Genomic DNA, 18,716 nt, shown 5'->3' with positions numbered 1-18,716 from the left:
GGTTACTAAGCTGCTCAAGTCTTAAACTAAAACATAATCTTTTCAATGACTTTATCTGAAATTCGTTCAGCATATCACAATGAGTGCGCTAATTTTGCTCAACACGTTTAAACCCTGAACAAACGCAGCCAGATAGCGAAAAAAAGGTTGTATTAGTGCTCTTACGCCATATAGAATGCGCGTCGTTGTCACCAAGGTGGCACTCAGCACTTACGCGGGAATAGCTCAGTTGGTAGAGCACGACCTTGCCAAGGTCGGGGTCGCGAGTTCGAGTCTCGTTTCCCGCTCCAATCTCTCACTGCTTTAGCAGTGAACATTCGTAAAAAATGTTCGTCCCTCGACATGGCGCGTTAGCAAAGCGGTTATGCAGCGGATTGCAAATCCGTTTAGTCCGGTTCGACTCCGGAACGTGCCTCCATAAAATCATTATTTTGCGTGGTATCCAAACGATGTGATCGCTAAGCGATGGTTGCTATGTGCTGCATCATAGTGCTCTTGGTGATTGACGCCCCACTGCTGCTTTGCTGGTTTTATTCTCAATAACATCCTCTTTCCTCTTATTGCTCTTCCCTTCCCCTATGTTTCCAACCCATCATGCGGATGACTCGTGGTGCATCGTCATCAACATAGAGGGTGATGACGTGGTGGTGCCTGCCGATGGCAGTGAGCCGTAAGACCATCCTCTCGCTAATGACAGTGCAAGCGGTGGTGATAGGTACTGACTGATCGCAGGTCTGTCTCTTGTGACTATCAGCGAGCTAGATTCATCATCTAGACACGTCGTGACCTGAACAATAATCCATTGATTTAACGTTTATTTTGGATAAACACGATAAAGTCTTAGACTGGATTGGCATGTTTTTTGGCCTGTTGTTGATATTGATGGTGTTTTAGTGGTAGTGAAGTAGCCTAGAGTCAATCGGTCTGAATATTGTTTGAGGGGTGCCCAATGGAGTGGGTTGATCGCAAGGTGTTACAGCAATTAGCTGAAGATATCGGGCAGGAGATGATGCCCGTGATCATTGCGGTATTTATCGAAGAAGTTGGTGAACAGCTGAGCCAGCTTAGACCGCTTTATGAACAAGGTGAATGGGATGCACTAGCGAGAGTGGCTCACAGCATGAAATCATCCTGTGGTAGCTATGGTGCAATGCCAAGTTACCAGCAGTTGATGGGCTTAGAAGCCGCCAGCAAGCAGGAAAATGCTACTGAAGCGTTGAATCAGCTGCTCTTGCTGGAGCAATCACTGCCCCAGGTGTTAGCACTATTGGCTGACTATGTGTGATGACAGGCCAGTCCACGTTGGCTCATCAGTTGTTGGATGGTGTTATCCAACGCCTGTTTTAGTTTGAACCGGTCATGGCGGTGCTGCAGCTCAGCCTCGCACATATCGGCTTGGATCAGGCGATCATGCCACTCTGTCATCTGATACTCCCCCGGGGGGGCAAGGATAGCGTTGACCCGCCCATGGCCAATTCTTGATTCCAGCCAACGACACTGCGCGGCTAAGTCGAGATGGCGGGCTGGGCCGTGTTCGGCAACGAGATTACCAATGAAAACCACAAGGGCATCGCTCTCGTTGATGGCTCTCCCGATTTCAGCTAGCAGTAAAGGCGGCATAATGGAGGTCAGAAAACTGCCAGGCCCTAGAATAATCAGCTCTGCTTGCTGTAGGGCTTGCACGGCTTCTCTGGTTGCCTGCACCTCGGGTATCAGTCTCAATGACAAAGGGGGGATATCCAACTGGTCGATTGATACTTCGCCAAAAGCCTCGCTGCCGCACGCCATATGTGCACAGAGATCAGTCGGTTGTTCTGACATGGGTAATAGTTGAGACTCTATTTTTAACATGTCACTAATAAGCTTGATGGCATCCAGTGGGCGAACACAGAGACTATCTAGGGCCAACAGCATCAAATTGCCGAGATTATGGCCAGCGAGCTCGCCATCTCCTGCGAAGCGATATTCGAAGAGCAGGCTACCAATGCTGGGGTCTGTGACCAGTTGATTGAGGCAGTTACGAAGATCCCCCCAAGCAATACACGCTTGGCTCTGGCGCAATCGCCCAGTGGATCCGCCGTTATCAGTGGTAGTGACAATGCCGGTTAATCGCTGCCCAAGAAAAGAGAGGGATGAGAGTACGCGTCCCATGCCGTGGCCGCCGCCAATAGCAACGACTCGGTTAAAATCATTGATGTTTTTTTGCCACATAAGGCTCTCACTATCGTTGGGCTTTGATCACTGATGCTAGCAGGTGATGTTAGATAATTATTTGATAAGGGTACGGTTTTTGCTTATCAATGATATTGAATGACACAAGGAGACAGTGTTGAAATTTCTAACAGTTTACTCCCTCGCTGAGCATTCTGAGCAGGCCGCGCAAGACGTGTGCGCACAGTTATTAGCCACCTCCAGTCTCATCCCTTCGCTACTGCTGCTCTATTTTACCCAATCTCACGATGGAAACACGCTACGGCAAGAGATCAAACGTCAGCTTCCGACGACCAAACTTGTGGGCTGCAGCTCGTGTGGGGGTGTTATGACGGAGCATGGTCATCATGTCAGCCAAGGCTGGGGGGTCGCTGTCGCGGCCTGTTATGACGAACAAGGTAGCTACGGGGTTGCGGGACAGTGTGGGGAGCGAGTGGATGTAAAGCAGCTACTGCGCGATGCGATGAAGGCGTGTGGTCGGCCCGGTGAGTTGCCTCAGCTCATATTGCTGCATACCAGCCCAGGTCAAGAAGAGGCCTCATTAGCGTGCATTGATGCGGAGCTGGGGACCTCAGTCCCGGTGATAGGGGGGTCTGCCGCTGATAATCGCGTAGCGGGTGAGTGGCAACTGTGCTGGGATGAGGGTAGTTGGCAGCAAGGCGTGGTGCTGGCCGTCTTTTATCCTGATTGTCAGTTGGCATTTCAGTTTCAATCAGGCTACATGCCAGCCGAATTTGGCGGCATGATCACGGCATCAGAAGGGCGGGAAGTTATCACCATCGATCATCAGCCAGCGGCAGAGGTGTATGCCGGTTGGTGCGGACATCATGAACGTTGGCCGGTTGGACCTATTTTACGACAAACCACCTTATCTCCATTGGCTCGTGAAGTTGGCCAGCTTGACGGGGTTGCTTATTACAAGTTATCCCACCCTGAAGCCGTCACGGCCCGGGGTGGACTGCGCCTGTTCACTGATGTGCGGCAAGGAGAGCGGCTCTTGATGATGGCCAGCAGTCAAGAGGGACTATTACAGCGCAGTATCAATGCGATTCGCATCGAACCCGAATATGGCATGGATGCTAAGTTGCGGCCGGTTGGTGCGCTGATCATCTTTTGTGCGGGCTGTCGTCTGGCATTAGAAGAGGTCATGGGGCAATTCACGGCACATTGTCAGGCGCAGCTTGGGGGCATCCCGTTTATTACCCCCTTTACCTTTGGTGAGCAAGGGCGTTTGCCCCATGGCGAGTTAGCCCATGGCAATTTGATGATATCGAGCGTTATTTTCTTGGATTATTGAATCCTATGAACAACAAGATCCAGGGCAGCAGCGAATTAGAAATCCTTGGCGATAAATTACAGATGGCCATGGCTGATTTACTGCGTTGCCGTGAGCGGGAAGCAAAATATCGTCAAGAGTCACAAACCCTGCTGGCGGGAGTGGCCACCCTAGCGGATGCCCAAACCCTAGAGCAAGTGCTAGAGGGGTTGATTGCCGTACTGCAACCGTTTATCGGCTTTGCTCAGGCCGATGTAGTGGCGTGGGAAGAGGGCCAAGGCATGACCCAGCTCAGCACCGAAGCCACAGAGATAGGACGATGCTGGTCGTTAACGCCCTTGTTTGCTCGTGCAATAGCAGGCGATACGCTGGTGATTTATGACCCTGCTCAGTTAACCGAGTTCACGTCGCTAGTCACTCAGCCTGGTTGGGCTAGCGTCATGCTGACTGGCCTGCAAGCACCCGGTTTCACCGCCATCATTGTGTGCCGGCATCACCAAGCGGGAGCGTTTGACCTGACCAGTAAAGCGGCAATGCAGCGCTGTCGTCCTTTAGTGTCTCAGGCGTTAGTCAATATTACTTATCGCGCTCGGCTACAAGATCTGGTGGCGTTAAAGACTCAGGCGCTGCAGGCCAGTGAACGCCGCTTTCGCAGTTTTGCCGCCATGTCATCAGATTGGTTCTGGGAGACAGATTGCGCTCATCGACTTAGCTATACCTCAGTACCCGGTCATCTGGACGAGATGGCTGAGCCTATAGACCGACCGACTCTGTATGATTATGCCTGCGATGCTCAGAGCCCTGAGTGGAAGACCTGTCGGCACCTGATCGAACAACATCAACCAATCAAAGCGATGCGGTTGCAGATAGCCTTAGCGGCGGGGCCCCACTGGATGGAACTCAGTGCCGAGCCGAGCTTCGATGTTGATGGCCTGTTTAGTGGTTATCGTGGAACTGCGCGTGATGTCAGTCACCAAATTGAGCGTGAGCAGGAGCTCGCGCGAGCTCGGGATGCTGCAGAAGCGGCGAACCGTGCGAAATCAGAGTTTCTGGCTATGATGACCCATGAAATACGGTCTCCTATGAATGCGGTGCTCGGTATGCTCGATCTGTTGCAACATGCCGACCTAGACCCTCAGCAACAAGGTTTATTAGGTCATGCCACTCATTCGGCAAATTTGTTACAGACCATTCTGGATGATGTGCTCGATTTTTCGAAAATTGAGTCCCAGACCCTGAGTTTTCGTTGTGAGCCCTTGCGACCCGCTCAGCTTTGCCAAGCCCTGATGGCACCCTTGATGGTATCCGCTAATGCCAAAGGGATTCGGCTGTCATGGGCTTTAGATGACGAGGTGCCTACCGAGCTACAAGGTGACGCAGTCAGGTTGTCTCAAGTCATGGGTAACTTACTGAGCAATGCAGTGAAATTTACCGAACATGGTGAGGTGACTCTGCAATTAAGCTGGCAGCAGGACACACTACGAGTGTCAGTCAAAGACACCGGAATCGGGATTGCTGTATCTGACCAAGCGTTACTTTTTACCCCTTTCTCCCAAGTTGATAACTCCACCACGCGGCGTTTTGCTGGGACTGGGCTCGGTCTTGCCATCAGTCAGCGCCTAGTACAAATGATGGGGGGCGATATCTACCTAGAGAGTGAGCTGGGCAAAGGAAGCTGCTTCTGGTTTGAGTTACCGGGCATGGCGTGCCTTGCCTCCCCTCATGTAGAGCTGGAGGAAAGTGTGCCAACGGTGCTGCCATGGGACGTACTCGTAGTAGAGGACAGTCCGGTGAACCAATTAGTGGTGTCACTGATGTTGAAAAAATTGGTTAATAAGGTTCGGGTTGCCGCCAATGGGTTAGAGGCATTAACCCAAGTGAGTGAACAGACGCCTGATGTGGTGCTTATGGATATGCGAATGCCGTTGATGGATGGCTTGGAGGCAACGCAACAGCTGAGAATGCAGGGATATAGGATGCCGATTATTGCGTTAACGGCGAATGCGATGGCGGAAGATAAAGCCAGATGCCTTGCACAGGGCATGGATGACTTTCTGGCCAAGCCCATTACGTTACTGCGTTTAAGAGAGTGTCTGCAGCGTCATTTTGCCTCGTCTTCGCTAACCCGCGAATAAAAAAAATGGTCAACTGGGTGGTTGACCATATCTTCAGCAATAACTGAAGAGAGCACGGGATAAATCGGGTTGTAGTAGGCTATATGAAAAAAGCGTGCCAGTTTTTATGACTCTTTGCTGTTCAACGTTAGCCGCTTAATATTGCGGCTTGCTCCACATCTCGCCACCATCACGTTGTTATTTTTTCGCAAAATGCGAAAGTGGCGTTTCTATTATCGGATTATTTGCATTTTGAAAATTGCAGCCTGCTCACGCGATTAAGCGATGAAGGAATATGCGAGCGGCTTCGCTATTTTGCTTGGCAATCAACATCTGTTTTTCATAAATCGGCATCGGTAAGATTTCTAGCCAGCGTTGGCACAGCCAAGCCGCATCTTCAAAACACTTTTCGGGATAGAGCTCGTCTAACTCCGGATATTGTTCAAACACCTCACGCAAACGATTCACCAACCGCTTGTCATGAAAGTCGGAATGAATGCTTGGCCAATTGGGCAGCAACTCAACCTGTGCCCGGCGCACGCCCGCTGCATCGGTTTCTAACTGATGGATGCAAAACCGTTCGAGACCAAATACAGTCACGCCAAGTTGCCCATCATTGAGAGTATAAAAATCAGTGACGGTGACTCGGGTACCGACCGGTAAGATCCGCCCTGATTGTCCGGATGAGGTGGACTCTTCCATCACGATGCCAAACCCTTGATCATTGATGAATGACTCTTTGAGCATCTGTAGGTGACTGCCCTCAAACAGACGCAGAGGAAGCTTGCCACCGGGCAGTATGTGGGATGGTTGAGGGAACAGCACCAAAGGTTGAAGTTTCATGTACCATCCTCCATTCAGTCTGGTATGAGGATGCCAATGCACTGATTGTGCCAGGACATAAAAAAAGCCACTGAGGTGGCTTTAGATCTGGCAATCTGGGGGGGTGTTAACTGCGTTGTTCGAGATAGATGACAGCGGCTTCCACTCGGCTCTGTGCCTCAAGCTTTTTGAGCAAACTTTTAACGTGAACTTTCACGGTACCTTCGGAGATATGCAGGACGGAAGCGACCTGTTTGTTGGAAAGGCCCTTTGCAATTTCACGCAAAATTTGCATTTCGCGGCGCGTTAAGCTGTCCAGTTTCTGTTGCAGGTGATCGAGCTCGTAGATATTTTCCAGATAGGGGCGCAGGGGTTCGCTCAGGATCTGCTTGCCGGTCATCACATCTGCCAGTTGGGCCAGCAGCAGGTCCGGCTCAGTATCCTTGAGCAGGTAGCCATCTGCTCCCGCCTTGAGTAGGGCCGTCACATCTTGGCGAGCATCCGACACGGTTAAGATCACGACCCGAGAGGTGATCTCTTCAGCTCGGAGTGCTTTGAGGGTGTCGAGACCCGAGAGTCCCTTCATGTTCAGATCCAGCAAGATAAGGTCGGGCTCGAATTCCTTAGCTAATGCCAGTGCGTCGGTACCGTTAGACGCTTCACCGGTGATCTCCATGTTCTCTTCCAGTGCGAGTAACTGGACTATCCCTTTACGCATGAGGGGATGGTCATCTACCACTAGCACACTGTATTTCATCTCGTCCATTAGACGTCTCTCGTTAGGCTGGTAGGGAAGGTCAGATGCACTCGGGTGCCTTGGGGCTGTTGCTCGCTAATGGTCAACAGACCATGCAGCTTGCTGGCGCGCTCGTTCATGATGCTTAGACCGTAATGGTTGACTGCTGATCGGGCCAGACCGATCCCGACCCCATCATCTGAAACTTGAACCTCAATGCTACCATCGGCAAGGGTCGCACAGCTAACATCAATCAGGGTAGCCCCAGCATGTTTGATGGCGTTGAGCACGGCTTCACGGATCAGTTGCAGGATATGAATGTGCTGTCCTGCCTCAAGGTCAGTGTCGGATAGACCGTAATGCAGCGTTATGTTAGCCAAGGTTTGGGGACGAAGTTGTTCTAGCATCACGCTGATGGCTTCCCCCAAATTGGCATCGCCGATGGTCAATCTAAAGGTCCCCAGCAATTCACGTAACTGGGTGTAGGCATTACCCAACCCTTCATCAATCTGCTGCATGGCAGCTTGAGTCTTGTCTTGTTGTCCTTTGGCATAGGAGCGCTTGAGTAATGTGGATTGAATTTTAAGGTAGGAGAGCGCTTGAGCGAGGGAGTCGTGTAGCTCACGTGCGATCACGGCTCGTTCCTCCATCAGCAGGAACCGTTGCTGTTGCAGCAGGGTTTGGTCCTTGTGCAGCACTTGTGCCAGTAGCATGGTGAAGTTCTTAATTAACCGCTCGTCGATAGGGTGTTGGCTGATAATGTCGAGCCGACCGAACTCTTGTTCATCCATCTGCAGATAGAAACTGGCCACAGCGTCAAGATCCCCAGGCCAGCCGGTGCGACCGGAGAGATAGACTGGCATAGCATTGTGCTCAAAACGGGTGAGCCGAATATGGTCGATATGCTGGTGGGCTGCGGCCCTATCCAGCAGTTTAATCAGGGTACGGGTACTAAGTGGGGCCGCGTGCAGTTGCTGGGCGGTAGAGTAGAGAAACGACAGCGCGTCATTGGCTTGCTGCAGCTTAGCGGTCTTCTCTTCTACTTTGTTTTCTAGCTCACGATAGAGTTTGCCTAGTTCGTCTGCCATGGTGGCAAATGCCCGTGATAACTCCCCCAGCTCATCATCTCGGTGGGGAGGAAGAGTCAGATCAAACTCTTGCCGCTGGATTTGGCGAGCGCAATGAACCAGCTGGGTCAGCGGCGCGACGACTTGGCGGCGGGTAAATCGTACGGTGAACCAGGCGATGGTGATGATGGCCAGCAGACCTAGCCCTTCAGCCAATGCCAGCATGCGTACCTTAAATTCGACGTGATACTGCATCTGATTAACAAAATGGTCGATGGCGGAGACAAATTGCTCGGTGTTATCGGTGTAACGTCTGGGGGTCTGCTCTGCAATATGACCACGCATCACTTGCCACTGACTGAGTACTTCGCCGTAGGTGTAACGTAACGAGGCAGGCGTAATCCAGCGTTGCGTCTCTTGCAACTCCTCTGCATGTAACGTCTCTTCAAACTGCGCGAGTCGCCCCAATACGCTGTCGCCGCGCTCGATTTCGTAGGCCATTCGATAGGCCTGCATCCGCAGTGAGCCGGAGAGATTAATCGCTTTGGCATCAGGGACGGAATAGAACAAGGTCACCATAGCCACCAGTGCAATGAGGCTGGCCATGAAGAGGATCAAGATCATCGAGCGGCCAATGGCACTGCTAACCGAGCGAACTTTTAAGCGCTGACTCATTTTGCTGGAGCTCTCTACCGTGTAGGGATTACCTCTTAAGGTGCGTGGGAGTGTACGCTAACTTGTGCTAGCATCGAAAAACTAGATGAACTCCGAGCTGCTTTGCCTACGTCCTTGCGATAGGGGAAAGCCGCCGTCAGCCGCCGTTCGTGCTGTAAGGGTCAGGAAAGAAATGCCCTGGCCTCCCGTATTTGGAAAGGTGTTTATGTTGCCACTTGAAGATGGTTTTTCCCGTCGTTTTTACTATTTGCGCTTGTCAGTTACTGATGTGTGCAATTTTCGTTGTACCTACTGTTTACCCGATGGTTATCATCCCCCGCAAGGGAAGGTGCGTAATGCTTTTCTCTCCATTGATGAAATCCGCCGAGTCGTGACGGGTTTTGCTGCGATGGGTACCCGTAAAGTGCGGTTAACCGGTGGTGAGCCCTCGTTGCGCCGAGATTTCACCGCGATCATCGATACTGTGGCAAATATTCCAGAAATCGAAAAAGTCGCCATGACCACTAATGGCTATCGCCTCAAAGAGCGGGCAAGGGAGTGGTTTAATGCTGGTCTCAATGCCATCAATGTGAGCGTTGATAGCTTAGACCCACGCCAATTTCACCAAATTACGGGTGAGAATAAACTGGCGGAGATCATGGAAGGCATTGACGCTGCGCTGGGTGCTGGCTTCACCTCGATCAAAATCAATGCGGTGCTGCTCAAGGGGCTCAATGACTATCAGTTGGAGGCTTTCCTTGCGTGGATTAAGGACAAGCCTATCGAGCTGCGGTTTATCGAGTTGATGCAGACCGGTGAGATGGATACGTTGTTTCGCGATCATCACCTGAGTGGCGAGCAGATCAAGCAACAGCTATTGACCACTGGCTGGATACAGCAGCTGCGCAATGTCGATGACGGGCCCGCCCAAGTGTTTATGCACCCCGCGTCTCAAGGTGGTGTTGGTCTCATCATGCCTTACAGCAAAGATTTTTGTGCGGGATGCAATCGGTTACGGGTTTCTTCCCTTGGCAAACTCCATCTCTGCTTATTTGGTGACGGTGGGATCGACCTGCGAGATCTGCTGGTCAGCGACGAGCAGCAGGATGAGTTGCAACAACGGATTCGCACCTCGCTGCAGGACAAAAGTGCGGCTCATCGGCTTCATGATGGCAATGCCGGCATGACACCGCATCTTGCTTCTATTGGTGGCTAATTAGACTCGTAAGAGATGGTGTAAGTTAAGCAATCCTCAAATGGAGGTATTTTAATCAATACCTCCTTTTTTATTGGGCTAGAAGGCTTTGATCTAGCGCAATAATCCCTCTGTTTATCTCCCTGGTGGTATATCCCTTAACTTGTCAGGGTCGCAATATACGCCCAAGATTATCAATGGCTTTATCATAGCGTTGATGTGCAGTGAGCCAGGAATATGCTTTTCTGTTTCAATTGGAGTCACCATGCCCCCAGAGATCGATCTTGCCCGCCGCGGCTTGCTGCGCGGCAAAATAGGTGCGACGCCCCCAGTGGTGCAGCTACCTTGGTCTGTCGACTGGTCCGCGTTTGTTAGCGGATGTACGCGATGTGGTGATTGTCTAACCGCTTGTCCTGAGCAGATCGTGGTGCTAGGAGAGGGGGGCTATCCCACCGTTGATTTTCTGCGGGGCGAGTGCACTTTCTGTCAGCAATGCGCCACCGTTTGTAAAGCGCCCCTCTTTCGTCCTACCACGGAGGCGCCTTGGCGTTACAAAGCTCATATCGAGGCGAGCTGTTTGGCCTCTGCCCAGGTTTTTTGCCAACGTTGTCAGGATAGCTGTGAGCCTCGCGCAATCCGCTTTATCCCCGAGCTTGGCCGCGTTCCTACTCCCACCGTTGATGACCAGCGTTGTAACGGTTGTGGTGCCTGCGTACAAGATTGTCCAGTCGGCAGTATTAAGGTCGATGGCCGCTCGGTGGCGCTAGGTTAAGTGACGGCCAAGCTGTCAGTGGTGAGATGGCAACCCAAATAAGCGAGCAACGGTGCACGTCAGCGTGCGAGCAAGTAGAGAGCTGAAATGAGCCAGAACCAAGAGTTTCATATATCGAGCCTAGTGGTGTTAACCCAGCCCACTCAATGCCAACAGCTTGCCCAGCAAATCACCACGCTAGCAGGGGCCGAGGTCCATGCCATCTCTGAAGAGGGAAAGTTAGTGGTGACGCTGGAAGGGGAGGGGCAGGGCGCAATCATGTCGGCTATTGATGCGATACAGGCCATGCCGGGGGTGTTATCGGCTGCCCTGATTTACCATCAATTTGATGTATTTGAAAAGACAGAGTGACAATAAAGCGCCATGGGGTTGAGCCTGTTGGACTTAGCATGATGGCGGCTGTTGACGTGATACCGGCGATCGTTGAGATAGTGATCTTCTATCGCCCCCATTAGTTCGATAACTCGATAAGCAATGCGAGGATATGCCATGAAGCTGAGTCGACGCGACTTTATGAAGGCCAATGCGGTGGCGGCTGCCGCTGCAGTGGCCGGTGTCAGTGCCCCTACCTTGGCGGCAAACTTGATCACCAGTACCGATAAAACCGCCATCAAATGGGATAAAGCACCGTGCCGCTTTTGTGGGACTGGCTGCTCCGTGTTGGTCGGGTCGCAGGATGGCCGGGTCGTGGCGACTCAGGGTGATCCCGATGCACCGGTTAACCGTGGCCTCAATTGCATCAAGGGCTATTTTCTCTCCAAGATCATGTACGGTGAAGATCGCCTCACTCAACCGCTGCTGCGGATGAAAAACGGCCAGTTCGACAAGGATGGCGACTTCGCTCCCATCAGCTGGGATCAGGCCTTCGACATCATGGCCGAGAAGTTCAAAGCGACGCTCAAAGAGAAGGGACCCACCGCCGTCGGCATGTTCGGCTCTGGTCAGTGGACTGTCTGGGAAGGCTATGCCGCCGCCAAGCTGATGAAGGCGGGCTTTCGTACCAATAACCTCGATCCAAATGCCCGCCACTGCATGGCTTCTGCGGTAGTCGGCTTCATGCGTACCTTCGGTATGGATGAGCCGATGGGCTGCTACGACGATATCGAGCAGGCCGACGCCTTCGTGCTGTGGGGCTCCAACATGGCCGAAATGCACCCCATCCTCTGGTCGCGGATCTCCGATCGTCGTCTCTCCAATCCGGATGTGCAGGTGCACGTGCTCTCTACCTTTGAGCATCGTAGCTTTGAACTGGCCGATAACGGCATGGTGTTTACCCCCCAAACTGATTTAGCGATCCTCAATTACATTGCTAACTACATCATCCAGAACGGCAAGGTAAACCAGGATTTCATCAATAAGCACACCGTGTTCAAGAAGGGGGTCACCGATATCGGTTACGGCCTGCGCCCGACCGATCCGCTGCAGCAGAAAGCGAAGAACCCAGACAGCGGCGATGCCACTCCGATGACCTTCGAGGAGTTTGCCAAGTTCGTGGCCGATTACGATGTGGAGTCGGTCTCCAAGCTCTCTGGTGTCTCTAAAGAGAAGCTGGAAAAACTGGCCGACATTTATGCCGATCCCACTAAGAAAGTGGTCTCTTACTGGACCATGGGCTTCAACCAGCATACCCGTGGGGTCTGGGCCAATAACCTCTGCTACAACATCCACCTGCTGACCGGTAAGATTTCAGCGCCGGGTAACGGCCCCTTCTCCTTGACTGGGCAACCCTCCGCGTGTGGTACCGCGCGGGAAGTGGGCACCTTTGCCCACCGCTTACCTGCCGACATGGTCGTCACCGATCCTAAGCATCGCGCTATTGCTGAGCAAATCTGGAAACTGCCGGAAGGCACCATCCCCGAGCAGGTGGGCTACCACGCCGTGCTGCAAGATCGGATGCTCAAAGATGGCAAACTCAACGCCTACTGGGTGATGTGTAACAACAACATGCAGGCTGGCCCTAACATGAATGCCGATCGCCTGCCGGGCTATCGCGATCCGCGCAACTTCATCGTGGTCTCTGACCCTTACCCGACCGTCACCGCTCAAGCCGCCGATCTGATCCTCCCCACTGCCATGTGGGTTGAGAAAGAGGGCGCCTATGGCAACGCCGAGCGCCGCACCCAGTTCTGGCACCAGCAAGTGAGCGCGCCGCAAGGGGCCAAGTCTGATTTGTGGCAACTGATGGAGTTCTCCAAGCGCTTCAAAGTTGAGGAAGTGTGGCCGGCAGAACTGATTGCCAAGATGCCAGAAGTGCAGGGCAAAACCTTGTTCGACGTGCTCTATGCCAACGGTCAGGTCAACCAGTTCCCGAAAGAGCAGAGCAAAGGGGAGCTCAACGACGAAACCGAACACTTTGGCTTCTATGTCCAAAAAGGGCTGTTCGAGGAGTACGCCACCTTTGGCCGTGGCCATGGCCATGACTTGGCTCCATTCGATCAGTATCACGAGGCGCGCGGCTTACGCTGGCCGGTAGTGGATGGTAAAGAGACTCTGTGGCGCTATCGCGAAGGGTTCGACCCCTATGTGAAAGCGGGCGAGGGGGTACGTTTTTATGGCAAGCCAGATGGCAAGGCGGTCATCTTCGCCCTGCCGTTCGAGCCCGCCGCCGAGTCACCAGATCAAGAGTACGATCTGTGGCTCTCCACCGGTCGTGTGCTGGAGCACTGGCATACCGGCACCATGACCCGACGGGTGCCCGAGCTCTATCGCGCTTTCCCAGATGCGGTGCTGTTCATGCATCCAGACGATGCTAAGGCCCGCGGTGTGCGTCGTGGCGAAGAGGTGATCGTCTCCTCTCGCCGCGGTGAGGTGAAGACCCGTGTCGAGACCCGTGGTCGCAACCGCCCGCCGAAAGGACTGGTGTTCATGCCGTTCTTTGACGCCAGTCAGCTGGTCAACAAGTTGACCCTAGACGCCACCGATCCGCTCTCGAAAGAGACTGATTACAAGAAGTGCGCCGTTAAGGTCATGAAGGCCTAAGGCGGGGGAGCGCGAGATGAGTCGTAGCCGGCGCCAGTTTCTGGCCGATATGGCCTCTCTGGCAAAAGGGGCCTGCGGGGTGGGCCTGTTGGGCGTGGGGCTTGGCGGCCTTGCCCGTCAGCAGGTCGAGGCCGTGCCGGCTCAGGCACTGCGCCCGCCCGCTGCGCTGGATGAGGCGGAGTTTCTCGGCGCCTGCGTGCGCTGTGGGCTCTGCGTTGAGGCATGCCCTTACGACACACTCAAGCTCGCCCGGCTGTTTGAGCCGGTCACCACCGGCACCCCTTACTTCACGGCTCGAGCCGTGCCGTGTGAGATGTGTGATGACATCCCTTGCGTGGTGGCCTGCCCGAGCGGGGCGCTGGATCAGCAGATGACCGATATCGATCAGGCGCGGATGGGGGTGGCCGTGCTCATCGATCACGAGACCTGCCTCAACTATTTGGGCCTGCGCTGCGATGTCTGTTATCGGGTCTGCCCGTTGATTGGCAAGGCGATCACTCTAGAGTTGCAACACAACCAGCGCACCGGCAAGCACGCCATGTTTTTGCCCACGGTACACAGCGATGTCTGTACCGGCTGTGGCAAATGCGAGCATGCCTGCGTGCTGGAAGAGGCGGCCATCAAGGTAGTGCCGCGCCAGCTCGCTAAAGGGGAGCTGGGTCATCACTATCGACTCGGTTGGGAAGAGAAGGCCAAGGCGGGCAAGTCGCTGATAGGCGATAGGCTCGCTCTGCCTACTCGCAAACCGGAGGGATTATGAGCCGTTATCCAGGGGAAGAGGCTCGCATCAAGCTGGGCTGGTGGCGATCCCACCGCTTTTTGCTGTTGCGCCGCCTCAGTCAGCTCTGCGTGCTCGGGCTGTTTCTGCTGGGGCCGCTGGCGGGCATCTGGATCCTCAAGGGTAACCTCGCCAGCTCGCTGTTGCTGGAGACGGTGCCGCTGACCGATCCCCTCACGTTATTGCAGGCGCTGGCGGCGGGTCATGGGCCTATCCCTACCCTCTGGCTGGGGGCCGCCATCGTGCTGGTCGGTTATTGGCTGGTCGGAGGCAGGGTGTTCTGCTCTTGGGTCTGTCCGGTCAACCTTATCACTGACGCTGCGGCTTGGCTCAGGGCACGGCTGGGCCTTAAGGGCAACGGCCAGTTTAGCCGCTCGACCCGCTACTGGCTGCTGGCCATGGTGTTGGTGGTGCCTGCGGTGGTCGGGGTAATGGCGTGGGAGCTGGTCAATCCGGTGTCGCTTGCCATGCGCGGTTTGCTGTTTGGCATGGGGGCGGGCTGGGCTTTGTTAGCGGCGCTGTTTCTGTTCGACCTGTTTGTGGTGGAGCGGGGCTGGTGCGGTCATCTCTGTCCGGTTGGCGCTTTTTATGCCCTGCTTAATCGGGTCGGATTTATCAAGATTTCTGCCAAGGGGCGGGAGCGGTGCAGTAACTGTATGGATTGCTATGCGGTCTGCCCGGAGCGCCCCATCTTGCGTGGCCCGGTTCACGGTGCCAAGCGTGGGTTTGGGCCCTTGATTGTGGCTCAGGAGTGTACCAACTGTGGCCGTTGCATCGATGTCTGCGCGGAACAAGTTTTTGAAATCACTGTAAGTTTTGCCATTAAGGCAGAAAAAACATCGGAGAATAGATAATGAAAAAGCTGATTGGAGCAATGCTAGCCTGCCTAGTGGCAGGGACCTTGATGGCCGCCACTCCCGACATCACCAACAGCACGGGGGGCATAAAGTCCGAGCGGGGAGCGACAGATTTGGTGACGGAGGCCAGTGCTGCGCCGCTGAAAAATTTCCGTAAAGATGGCGAGCCTTATGATCGCCAATATATGCACCAGCCACCGTTGATCCCGCACGATATTCGCAACTACGAAGTGGACAACAAGGTGAACAAGTGTTTGGCCTGCCACAGTTTCAAAAATGCCAGCAAGATGAAGGCGCCCAAGATCAGCCCCACTCACTTTGAGACCCGTGATGGCCTGACCTTAGGTGAAGTCTCCCCCCGCCGTTACTTCTGCCTGCAGTGCCATGTGCCGCAAGCAGATGCCAAGCCGCTGGTGGAGAATACCTTCAAGCCGGTAGAAGCGCTGCACTGAGGAGTTTACCGATGACATTATTCGGCGTGGTGCCGTCTGTTTGGCACACCTTTAACATCCCTGTGAACGAAGCACAGAACTGAGGAACCCATAGATGAAATTACCCGGCTTTATTCAGCGTCTGTGGACCACCTTTAAATCCCCGTCCAAGGCTGCCCTGTGGGTGCTGTTGATGATGGGGTTCTTTGGTGGTGTCATCTTTTGGGGCGGCTTCAACACCGCAATGGAGGCCTCCAACACCGAGGCTTTTTGTACCAGTTGCCATGAGATGCGTGACAACGTGTTTCAGGAGTACCGTGACACCATTCACTATGCCAACCGCTCCGGCGTGCGGGCCAGCTGCCCAGATTGCCACGTACCGCACGAATGGAGCTACAAGATCATTCGTAAAGTACAGGCCTCCAAAGAGCTGTGGGGCAAGTTGACCGGCAAAGTGGATACCCGTGAGAAGTTCGAGTCGCACCGCCGGGAGATGGCCGAGCGGGAGTGGCAGCGGATGAAAGAGACTGATTCGCGCGAGTGCCGTAACTGCCATAACTTCGAGTACATGGATTTCTCGCTGCAAGGTAAGCGGGGGGCCCAGATGCACTCGACCAACCTAGCCAGCGGTCAAAATACCTGTATTGATTGTCACAAGGGGATTGCCCACCAATTGCCCGACATGACAGGCGTCAAAGGGTTTTAATCCACAGCGGCTGGGTTAACCCAGCCGCTGATTAACTACATTGTGAGTCACAGTGAGCATCCTGCTGCAATTTGTGACACCTTTCCCCCGCTGTGTTGAAACCTTTGATAGAATCAGCCGCCGTGGATACCCCAGCGCCATTGAGCGATGGGAGATAAACGGTGTGTGTTGCTATCAAGCCTCATCGTTATCCCCGTGAGGTGATCCTCCTGCTTGCTATTACTCGCGGCCCTTTGCTATCAGGAACTGCCCGATGGGACAGAAAAATAACGGATTTATTCCCCTCAACATCGCTGTGCTGACGGTCTCCGACAGCCGCACGGCTGCCGATGATGGCTCTGGTGACTATCTGGCATCGGCCCTTACCGACGCCGGCCATCAACTGGCTGATCGGGCGCTTTGCCCAGATAACCTGTTTCGGATTAGGGCGCGGGTGAGTGAATGGATTGCCGATGAAAAGGTGCAAGTGGTGCTGATCAATGGCGGCACCGGTTTTAACGAACAGAACCGAGTGCCCGAGGCGGTGGGCGTTTTATTTGAACGCACCGTACAAGGTTTTGGCGAACTGTTCCGCCAGCTCTCTTTTGCCGCAATAAAAGGCTCCGCCATGCAGAGCCGTGCGCTGGCTGGGCTGGCCAATCGCACCCTGATTTGCTGTCTACCTGGCTCCACTGACGCTTGCGAGCTGGGTTGGGAGCAGCTCATCCGCGATCAGCTCGATGCCCGCACCAAGCCGTGCAACTTTGTCTCCCACCTTTGAGAGCACACCATGAACCAGACCGATCCCAACCAGGCTCAGGCTAACCTCACTCACCTTAACCAGAGCGGCGAAGCCCATATGGTGGATGTGACCGACAAACAGGTGACCGAGCGTGAAGCCCGTGCCGAGGCGTTTGTCGCCATGGCCCCCGAGACACTGGCGCTGATCTTGAGCGGCCAGCATCATAAAGGCGATGTATTCGCCACCGCTCGCATCGCTGGCATCATGGCGGCCAAGAAGACTGCCGATCTCATCCCACTCTGCCATCCGCTGGCCCTGACCAAGGTTGAGGTAGAGATCGCGGCGCTGCCTGAGCTGCACAAGGTGCATATTCGCACCCTCTGCAAGCTCGCCGGCAAGACCGGGGTGGAGATGGAGGCGCTGACGGCGGCGTCGGTGGCGGCGCTGACCATCTACGACATGTGCAAGGCGGTGCAAAAAGACATGGTGATCGAACAGCTGCGACTGGTGGAGAAGAAGGGCGGTAAGTCCGGTCACTTTCAGTTAGGGTCAACGAGCGGGGAGCAAGCATGATCAAGGTACTGTTTTTTGCGCAAGTAAGAGAGCTGGTGGCCTGTGACGAGCTCTGCCTGCCGTGCGATTACGCCAGTGCCGAGCAACTGCGTGCTGCGCTCTGTCAGCGGGGTGACAAGTGGGCACTGGCCCTTGAGGTGGGCAAGCTGCTAGTGGCGGTCAACCAGACGCTGGTGCCCCTCGATACGTCTATCAAGGATGGCGATGAAGTGGCCTTTTTCCCCCCAGTGACCGGAGGTTGAACCATGGATGAGACAGCCATCGCAGATCGCATTCTGGTGCAACGGGAGGACTTCTCGCTTGCTGACGAATATGCCCGCCTTGCCAGCCGGGCTGATACTGGGGCGGTCGTCACCTTCGTTGGCAAGGTGCGCGACTTCAATCAAGGGGAGGAGGTGAAGGGGCTGGCCCTTGAGCACTACCCCGGCATGACCGAGAAGGCGCTGGTCGAGATCGTGCAGGAAGCGCGCGAGCGTTGGCCGCTGCAGGAGTGCACCCTGATCCACCGCATCGGCGAGCTGTGGCTTGGCGATCAGATCGTGCTGGTGGCGGTGAGCAGTGCCCACCGTGAGGCTGCCTTCGAGGCTTGCCACTTCATCATGGATTTCTTGAAGACCCGAGCGCCATTTTGGAAAAAAGAGCTGACCGCCGAAGGCGAGCAGCGCTGGGTTGCGGCCAAGGTCAGTGATGAGGCAGCGGCAGCCCGTTGGAGTCTCACTCATCGGCCGCCCGAGCAATAGCAGGATTGGCCATGAAAGACGCGTATGTTTGTTCCGGTATGGCGGTGGTTGCCCGTTTTCTGTGCCATGTCGATGACGACGCCC

Annotated in this window: 19 protein-coding genes, 2 tRNA genes and 1 riboswitch; of the genes, 17 read left to right on the top strand and 4 right to left on the bottom strand. The window is 54.3% G+C overall.

Translation table 11 applies throughout. From position 1 onward, the window contains the following. Positions 1–214 precede the first annotated feature (214 nt). From CUC53_RS05730 to CUC53_RS05720, 3 genes are all read left to right on the top strand, one after another. A tRNA-Gly gene (locus CUC53_RS05730) sits at positions 215–290 on the top strand. A gap of 54 nt (positions 291–344) precedes the next feature. Continuing rightward, a tRNA-Cys gene (locus CUC53_RS05725) sits at positions 345–418 on the top strand. 531 nt (positions 419–949) lie between these two features. Beyond that, entirely contained in the window at positions 950–1,285 is a 336-nt protein-coding gene (locus tag CUC53_RS05720) for an Hpt domain-containing protein (protein ID WP_100293259.1), read from the top strand. Here CUC53_RS05720 and CUC53_RS05715 read toward each other — a convergent pair. Continuing rightward, positions 1,276–2,211, bottom strand: a complete 936-nt coding sequence (locus CUC53_RS05715; protein WP_100293258.1) for a gluconeogenesis factor YvcK family protein — start codon at positions 2,209–2,211, stop codon at positions 1,276–1,278. The genes CUC53_RS05720 and CUC53_RS05715 overlap by 10 nt on opposite strands. Positions 2,212–2,329: 118 nt before the next feature. Here CUC53_RS05715 and CUC53_RS05710 point away from each other — a divergent pair, with 118 nt between their 5' ends. Next, entirely contained in the window at positions 2,330–3,508 is a 1,179-nt protein-coding gene (locus CUC53_RS05710; protein ID WP_100293257.1) for an FIST signal transduction protein, read from the top strand. Positions 3,509–3,513: 5 nt separating this feature from the next. Next, complete coding sequence (locus CUC53_RS05705; RefSeq protein ID WP_420808045.1) at positions 3,514–5,622, top strand: hybrid sensor histidine kinase/response regulator; 2,109 nt, start codon at positions 3,514–3,516, stop codon at positions 5,620–5,622. A 249-nt stretch (positions 5,623–5,871) separates the two neighbouring features. Here CUC53_RS05705 and CUC53_RS05700 read toward each other — a convergent pair whose 3' ends face one another. The 3 genes from CUC53_RS05700 to narQ all read right to left on the bottom strand — a co-directional run bounded on the left by CUC53_RS05700 (position 5,872) and on the right by narQ (position 8,901). Beyond that, positions 5,872–6,444 carry an LON peptidase substrate-binding domain-containing protein gene (locus CUC53_RS05700; RefSeq protein WP_100293256.1) on the bottom strand — a complete coding sequence of 191 codons (573 nt, stop codon included), beginning with the start codon at positions 6,442–6,444 and terminating at the stop codon, positions 5,872–5,874. Between the two features lie 106 nt (positions 6,445–6,550). After that, positions 6,551–7,189, bottom strand: a complete 639-nt coding sequence (gene narL / locus CUC53_RS05695) for a two-component system response regulator NarL (protein ID WP_100293255.1) — start codon at positions 7,187–7,189, stop codon at positions 6,551–6,553. Then, positions 7,189–8,901 carry a nitrate/nitrite two-component system sensor histidine kinase NarQ gene (narQ, locus tag CUC53_RS05690; protein ID WP_100293254.1) on the bottom strand — a complete coding sequence of 571 codons (1,713 nt, stop codon included), beginning with the start codon at positions 8,899–8,901 and terminating at the stop codon, positions 7,189–7,191. Before narQ ends, narL begins: the two co-directional genes overlap by 1 nt. 78 nt (positions 8,902–8,979) lie before the next feature. After that, positions 8,980–9,119: riboswitch (molybdenum cofactor riboswitch) on the top strand. Here narQ and moaA point away from each other — a divergent pair. The 12 genes from moaA to moaE all read left to right on the top strand — a co-directional run bounded on the left by moaA (position 9,107) and on the right by moaE (position 18,632). After that, entirely contained in the window at positions 9,107–10,096 is a 990-nt protein-coding gene (gene moaA, locus CUC53_RS05685; RefSeq protein ID WP_100293253.1) for a GTP 3',8-cyclase MoaA, read from the top strand. (Overlaps the previous riboswitch by 13 nt.) Positions 10,097–10,340: 244 nt before the next feature. Beyond that, complete coding sequence (napF, locus tag CUC53_RS05680; protein WP_100293252.1) at positions 10,341–10,847, top strand: ferredoxin-type protein NapF; 507 nt, start codon at positions 10,341–10,343, stop codon at positions 10,845–10,847. A gap of 87 nt (positions 10,848–10,934) precedes the next feature. Next, on the top strand, positions 10,935–11,198 hold the full coding sequence (locus CUC53_RS05675) for a chaperone NapD (RefSeq protein WP_100293251.1): 264 nt from the start codon (positions 10,935–10,937) through the stop codon (positions 11,196–11,198). A gap of 138 nt (positions 11,199–11,336) precedes the next feature. Further along, positions 11,337–13,826: a nitrate reductase catalytic subunit NapA gene (gene napA, locus CUC53_RS05670; protein ID WP_100293250.1), complete on the top strand. Its 2,490-nt coding sequence runs from the start codon at positions 11,337–11,339 to the stop codon at positions 13,824–13,826. Between the two features lie 16 nt (positions 13,827–13,842). Further along, entirely contained in the window at positions 13,843–14,586 is a 744-nt protein-coding gene (gene napG, locus CUC53_RS05665) for a ferredoxin-type protein NapG (protein ID WP_100293249.1), read from the top strand. Beyond that, positions 14,583–15,458, top strand: a complete 876-nt coding sequence (gene napH, locus CUC53_RS05660; RefSeq protein WP_100293248.1) for a quinol dehydrogenase ferredoxin subunit NapH — start codon at positions 14,583–14,585, stop codon at positions 15,456–15,458. Before napG ends, napH begins: the two co-directional genes overlap by 4 nt. Next, the gene (locus CUC53_RS05655; protein WP_100293247.1) at positions 15,458–15,913 is read left to right on the top strand and encodes a nitrate reductase cytochrome c-type subunit; all 456 of its coding nucleotides are present in this window, start codon (positions 15,458–15,460) and stop codon (positions 15,911–15,913) included. Before napH ends, CUC53_RS05655 begins: the two co-directional genes overlap by 1 nt. Before the next feature lie 94 nt (positions 15,914–16,007). Continuing rightward, complete coding sequence (locus CUC53_RS05650; protein WP_100293246.1) at positions 16,008–16,598, top strand: cytochrome c3 family protein; 591 nt, start codon at positions 16,008–16,010, stop codon at positions 16,596–16,598. Positions 16,599–16,851: 253 nt separating this feature from the next. Then, a complete protein-coding gene (moaB, locus tag CUC53_RS05645; RefSeq protein ID WP_100293245.1) occupies positions 16,852–17,358 on the top strand; it encodes a molybdenum cofactor biosynthesis protein B in 507 nt (168 codons plus the stop codon). A 9-nt stretch (positions 17,359–17,367) separates the two neighbouring features. After that, the gene (gene moaC / locus CUC53_RS05640; RefSeq protein ID WP_100293244.1) at positions 17,368–17,892 is read left to right on the top strand and encodes a cyclic pyranopterin monophosphate synthase MoaC; all 525 of its coding nucleotides are present in this window, start codon (positions 17,368–17,370) and stop codon (positions 17,890–17,892) included. Continuing rightward, complete coding sequence (gene moaD / locus CUC53_RS05635) at positions 17,889–18,134, top strand: molybdopterin synthase sulfur carrier subunit (RefSeq protein WP_100293243.1); 246 nt, start codon at positions 17,889–17,891, stop codon at positions 18,132–18,134. The genes moaC and moaD overlap by 4 nt, the downstream gene beginning before the upstream one ends. 3 nt (positions 18,135–18,137) lie before the next feature. Continuing rightward, a complete protein-coding gene (gene moaE / locus CUC53_RS05630) occupies positions 18,138–18,632 on the top strand; it encodes a molybdopterin synthase catalytic subunit MoaE (protein ID WP_100293242.1) in 495 nt (164 codons plus the stop codon). The last annotated feature ends 84 nt before the right edge of the window (positions 18,633–18,716 follow it).

Source organism: Aeromonas cavernicola (genome assembly GCF_002795305.1).
Lineage (GTDB): Bacteria > Pseudomonadota > Gammaproteobacteria > Enterobacterales > Aeromonadaceae > Aeromonas > Aeromonas cavernicola.
This window is presented reverse-complemented; position numbering and strand designations above follow the sequence as displayed.

Coding starts and splice junctions, on each gene's coding strand:
- CUC53_RS05650 (WP_100293246.1), top strand. CDS start 16,008: ATGAAATTACCCGGCTTTATTCAGCGTCTGTGGACCACCTTTAAATCC.
- napA (WP_100293250.1), top strand. CDS start 11,337: ATGAAGCTGAGTCGACGCGACTTTATGAAGGCCAATGCGGTGGCGGCT.
- napH (WP_100293248.1), top strand. CDS start 14,583: ATGAGCCGTTATCCAGGGGAAGAGGCTCGCATCAAGCTGGGCTGGTGG.
- napG (WP_100293249.1), top strand. CDS start 13,843: ATGAGTCGTAGCCGGCGCCAGTTTCTGGCCGATATGGCCTCTCTGGCA.
- CUC53_RS05705 (WP_420808045.1), top strand. CDS start 3,514: ATGAACAACAAGATCCAGGGCAGCAGCGAATTAGAAATCCTTGGCGAT.
- moaB (WP_100293245.1), top strand. CDS start 16,852: ATGGGACAGAAAAATAACGGATTTATTCCCCTCAACATCGCTGTGCTG.
- CUC53_RS05720 (WP_100293259.1), top strand. CDS start 950: ATGGAGTGGGTTGATCGCAAGGTGTTACAGCAATTAGCTGAAGATATC.
- moaD (WP_100293243.1), top strand. CDS start 17,889: ATGATCAAGGTACTGTTTTTTGCGCAAGTAAGAGAGCTGGTGGCCTGT.
- CUC53_RS05675 (WP_100293251.1), top strand. CDS start 10,935: ATGAGCCAGAACCAAGAGTTTCATATATCGAGCCTAGTGGTGTTAACC.
- CUC53_RS05715 (WP_100293258.1), bottom strand. CDS start 2,211: ATGTGGCAAAAAAACATCAATGATTTTAACCGAGTCGTTGCTATTGGC.
- narQ (WP_100293254.1), bottom strand. CDS start 8,901: ATGAGTCAGCGCTTAAAAGTTCGCTCGGTTAGCAGTGCCATTGGCCGC.
- moaE (WP_100293242.1), top strand. CDS start 18,138: ATGGATGAGACAGCCATCGCAGATCGCATTCTGGTGCAACGGGAGGAC.
- moaC (WP_100293244.1), top strand. CDS start 17,368: ATGAACCAGACCGATCCCAACCAGGCTCAGGCTAACCTCACTCACCTT.
- CUC53_RS05655 (WP_100293247.1), top strand. CDS start 15,458: ATGAAAAAGCTGATTGGAGCAATGCTAGCCTGCCTAGTGGCAGGGACC.
- moaA (WP_100293253.1), top strand. CDS start 9,107: ATGTTGCCACTTGAAGATGGTTTTTCCCGTCGTTTTTACTATTTGCGC.
- CUC53_RS05700 (WP_100293256.1), bottom strand. CDS start 6,444: ATGAAACTTCAACCTTTGGTGCTGTTCCCTCAACCATCCCACATACTG.
- napF (WP_100293252.1), top strand. CDS start 10,341: ATGCCCCCAGAGATCGATCTTGCCCGCCGCGGCTTGCTGCGCGGCAAA.
- narL (WP_100293255.1), bottom strand. CDS start 7,189: ATGGACGAGATGAAATACAGTGTGCTAGTGGTAGATGACCATCCCCTC.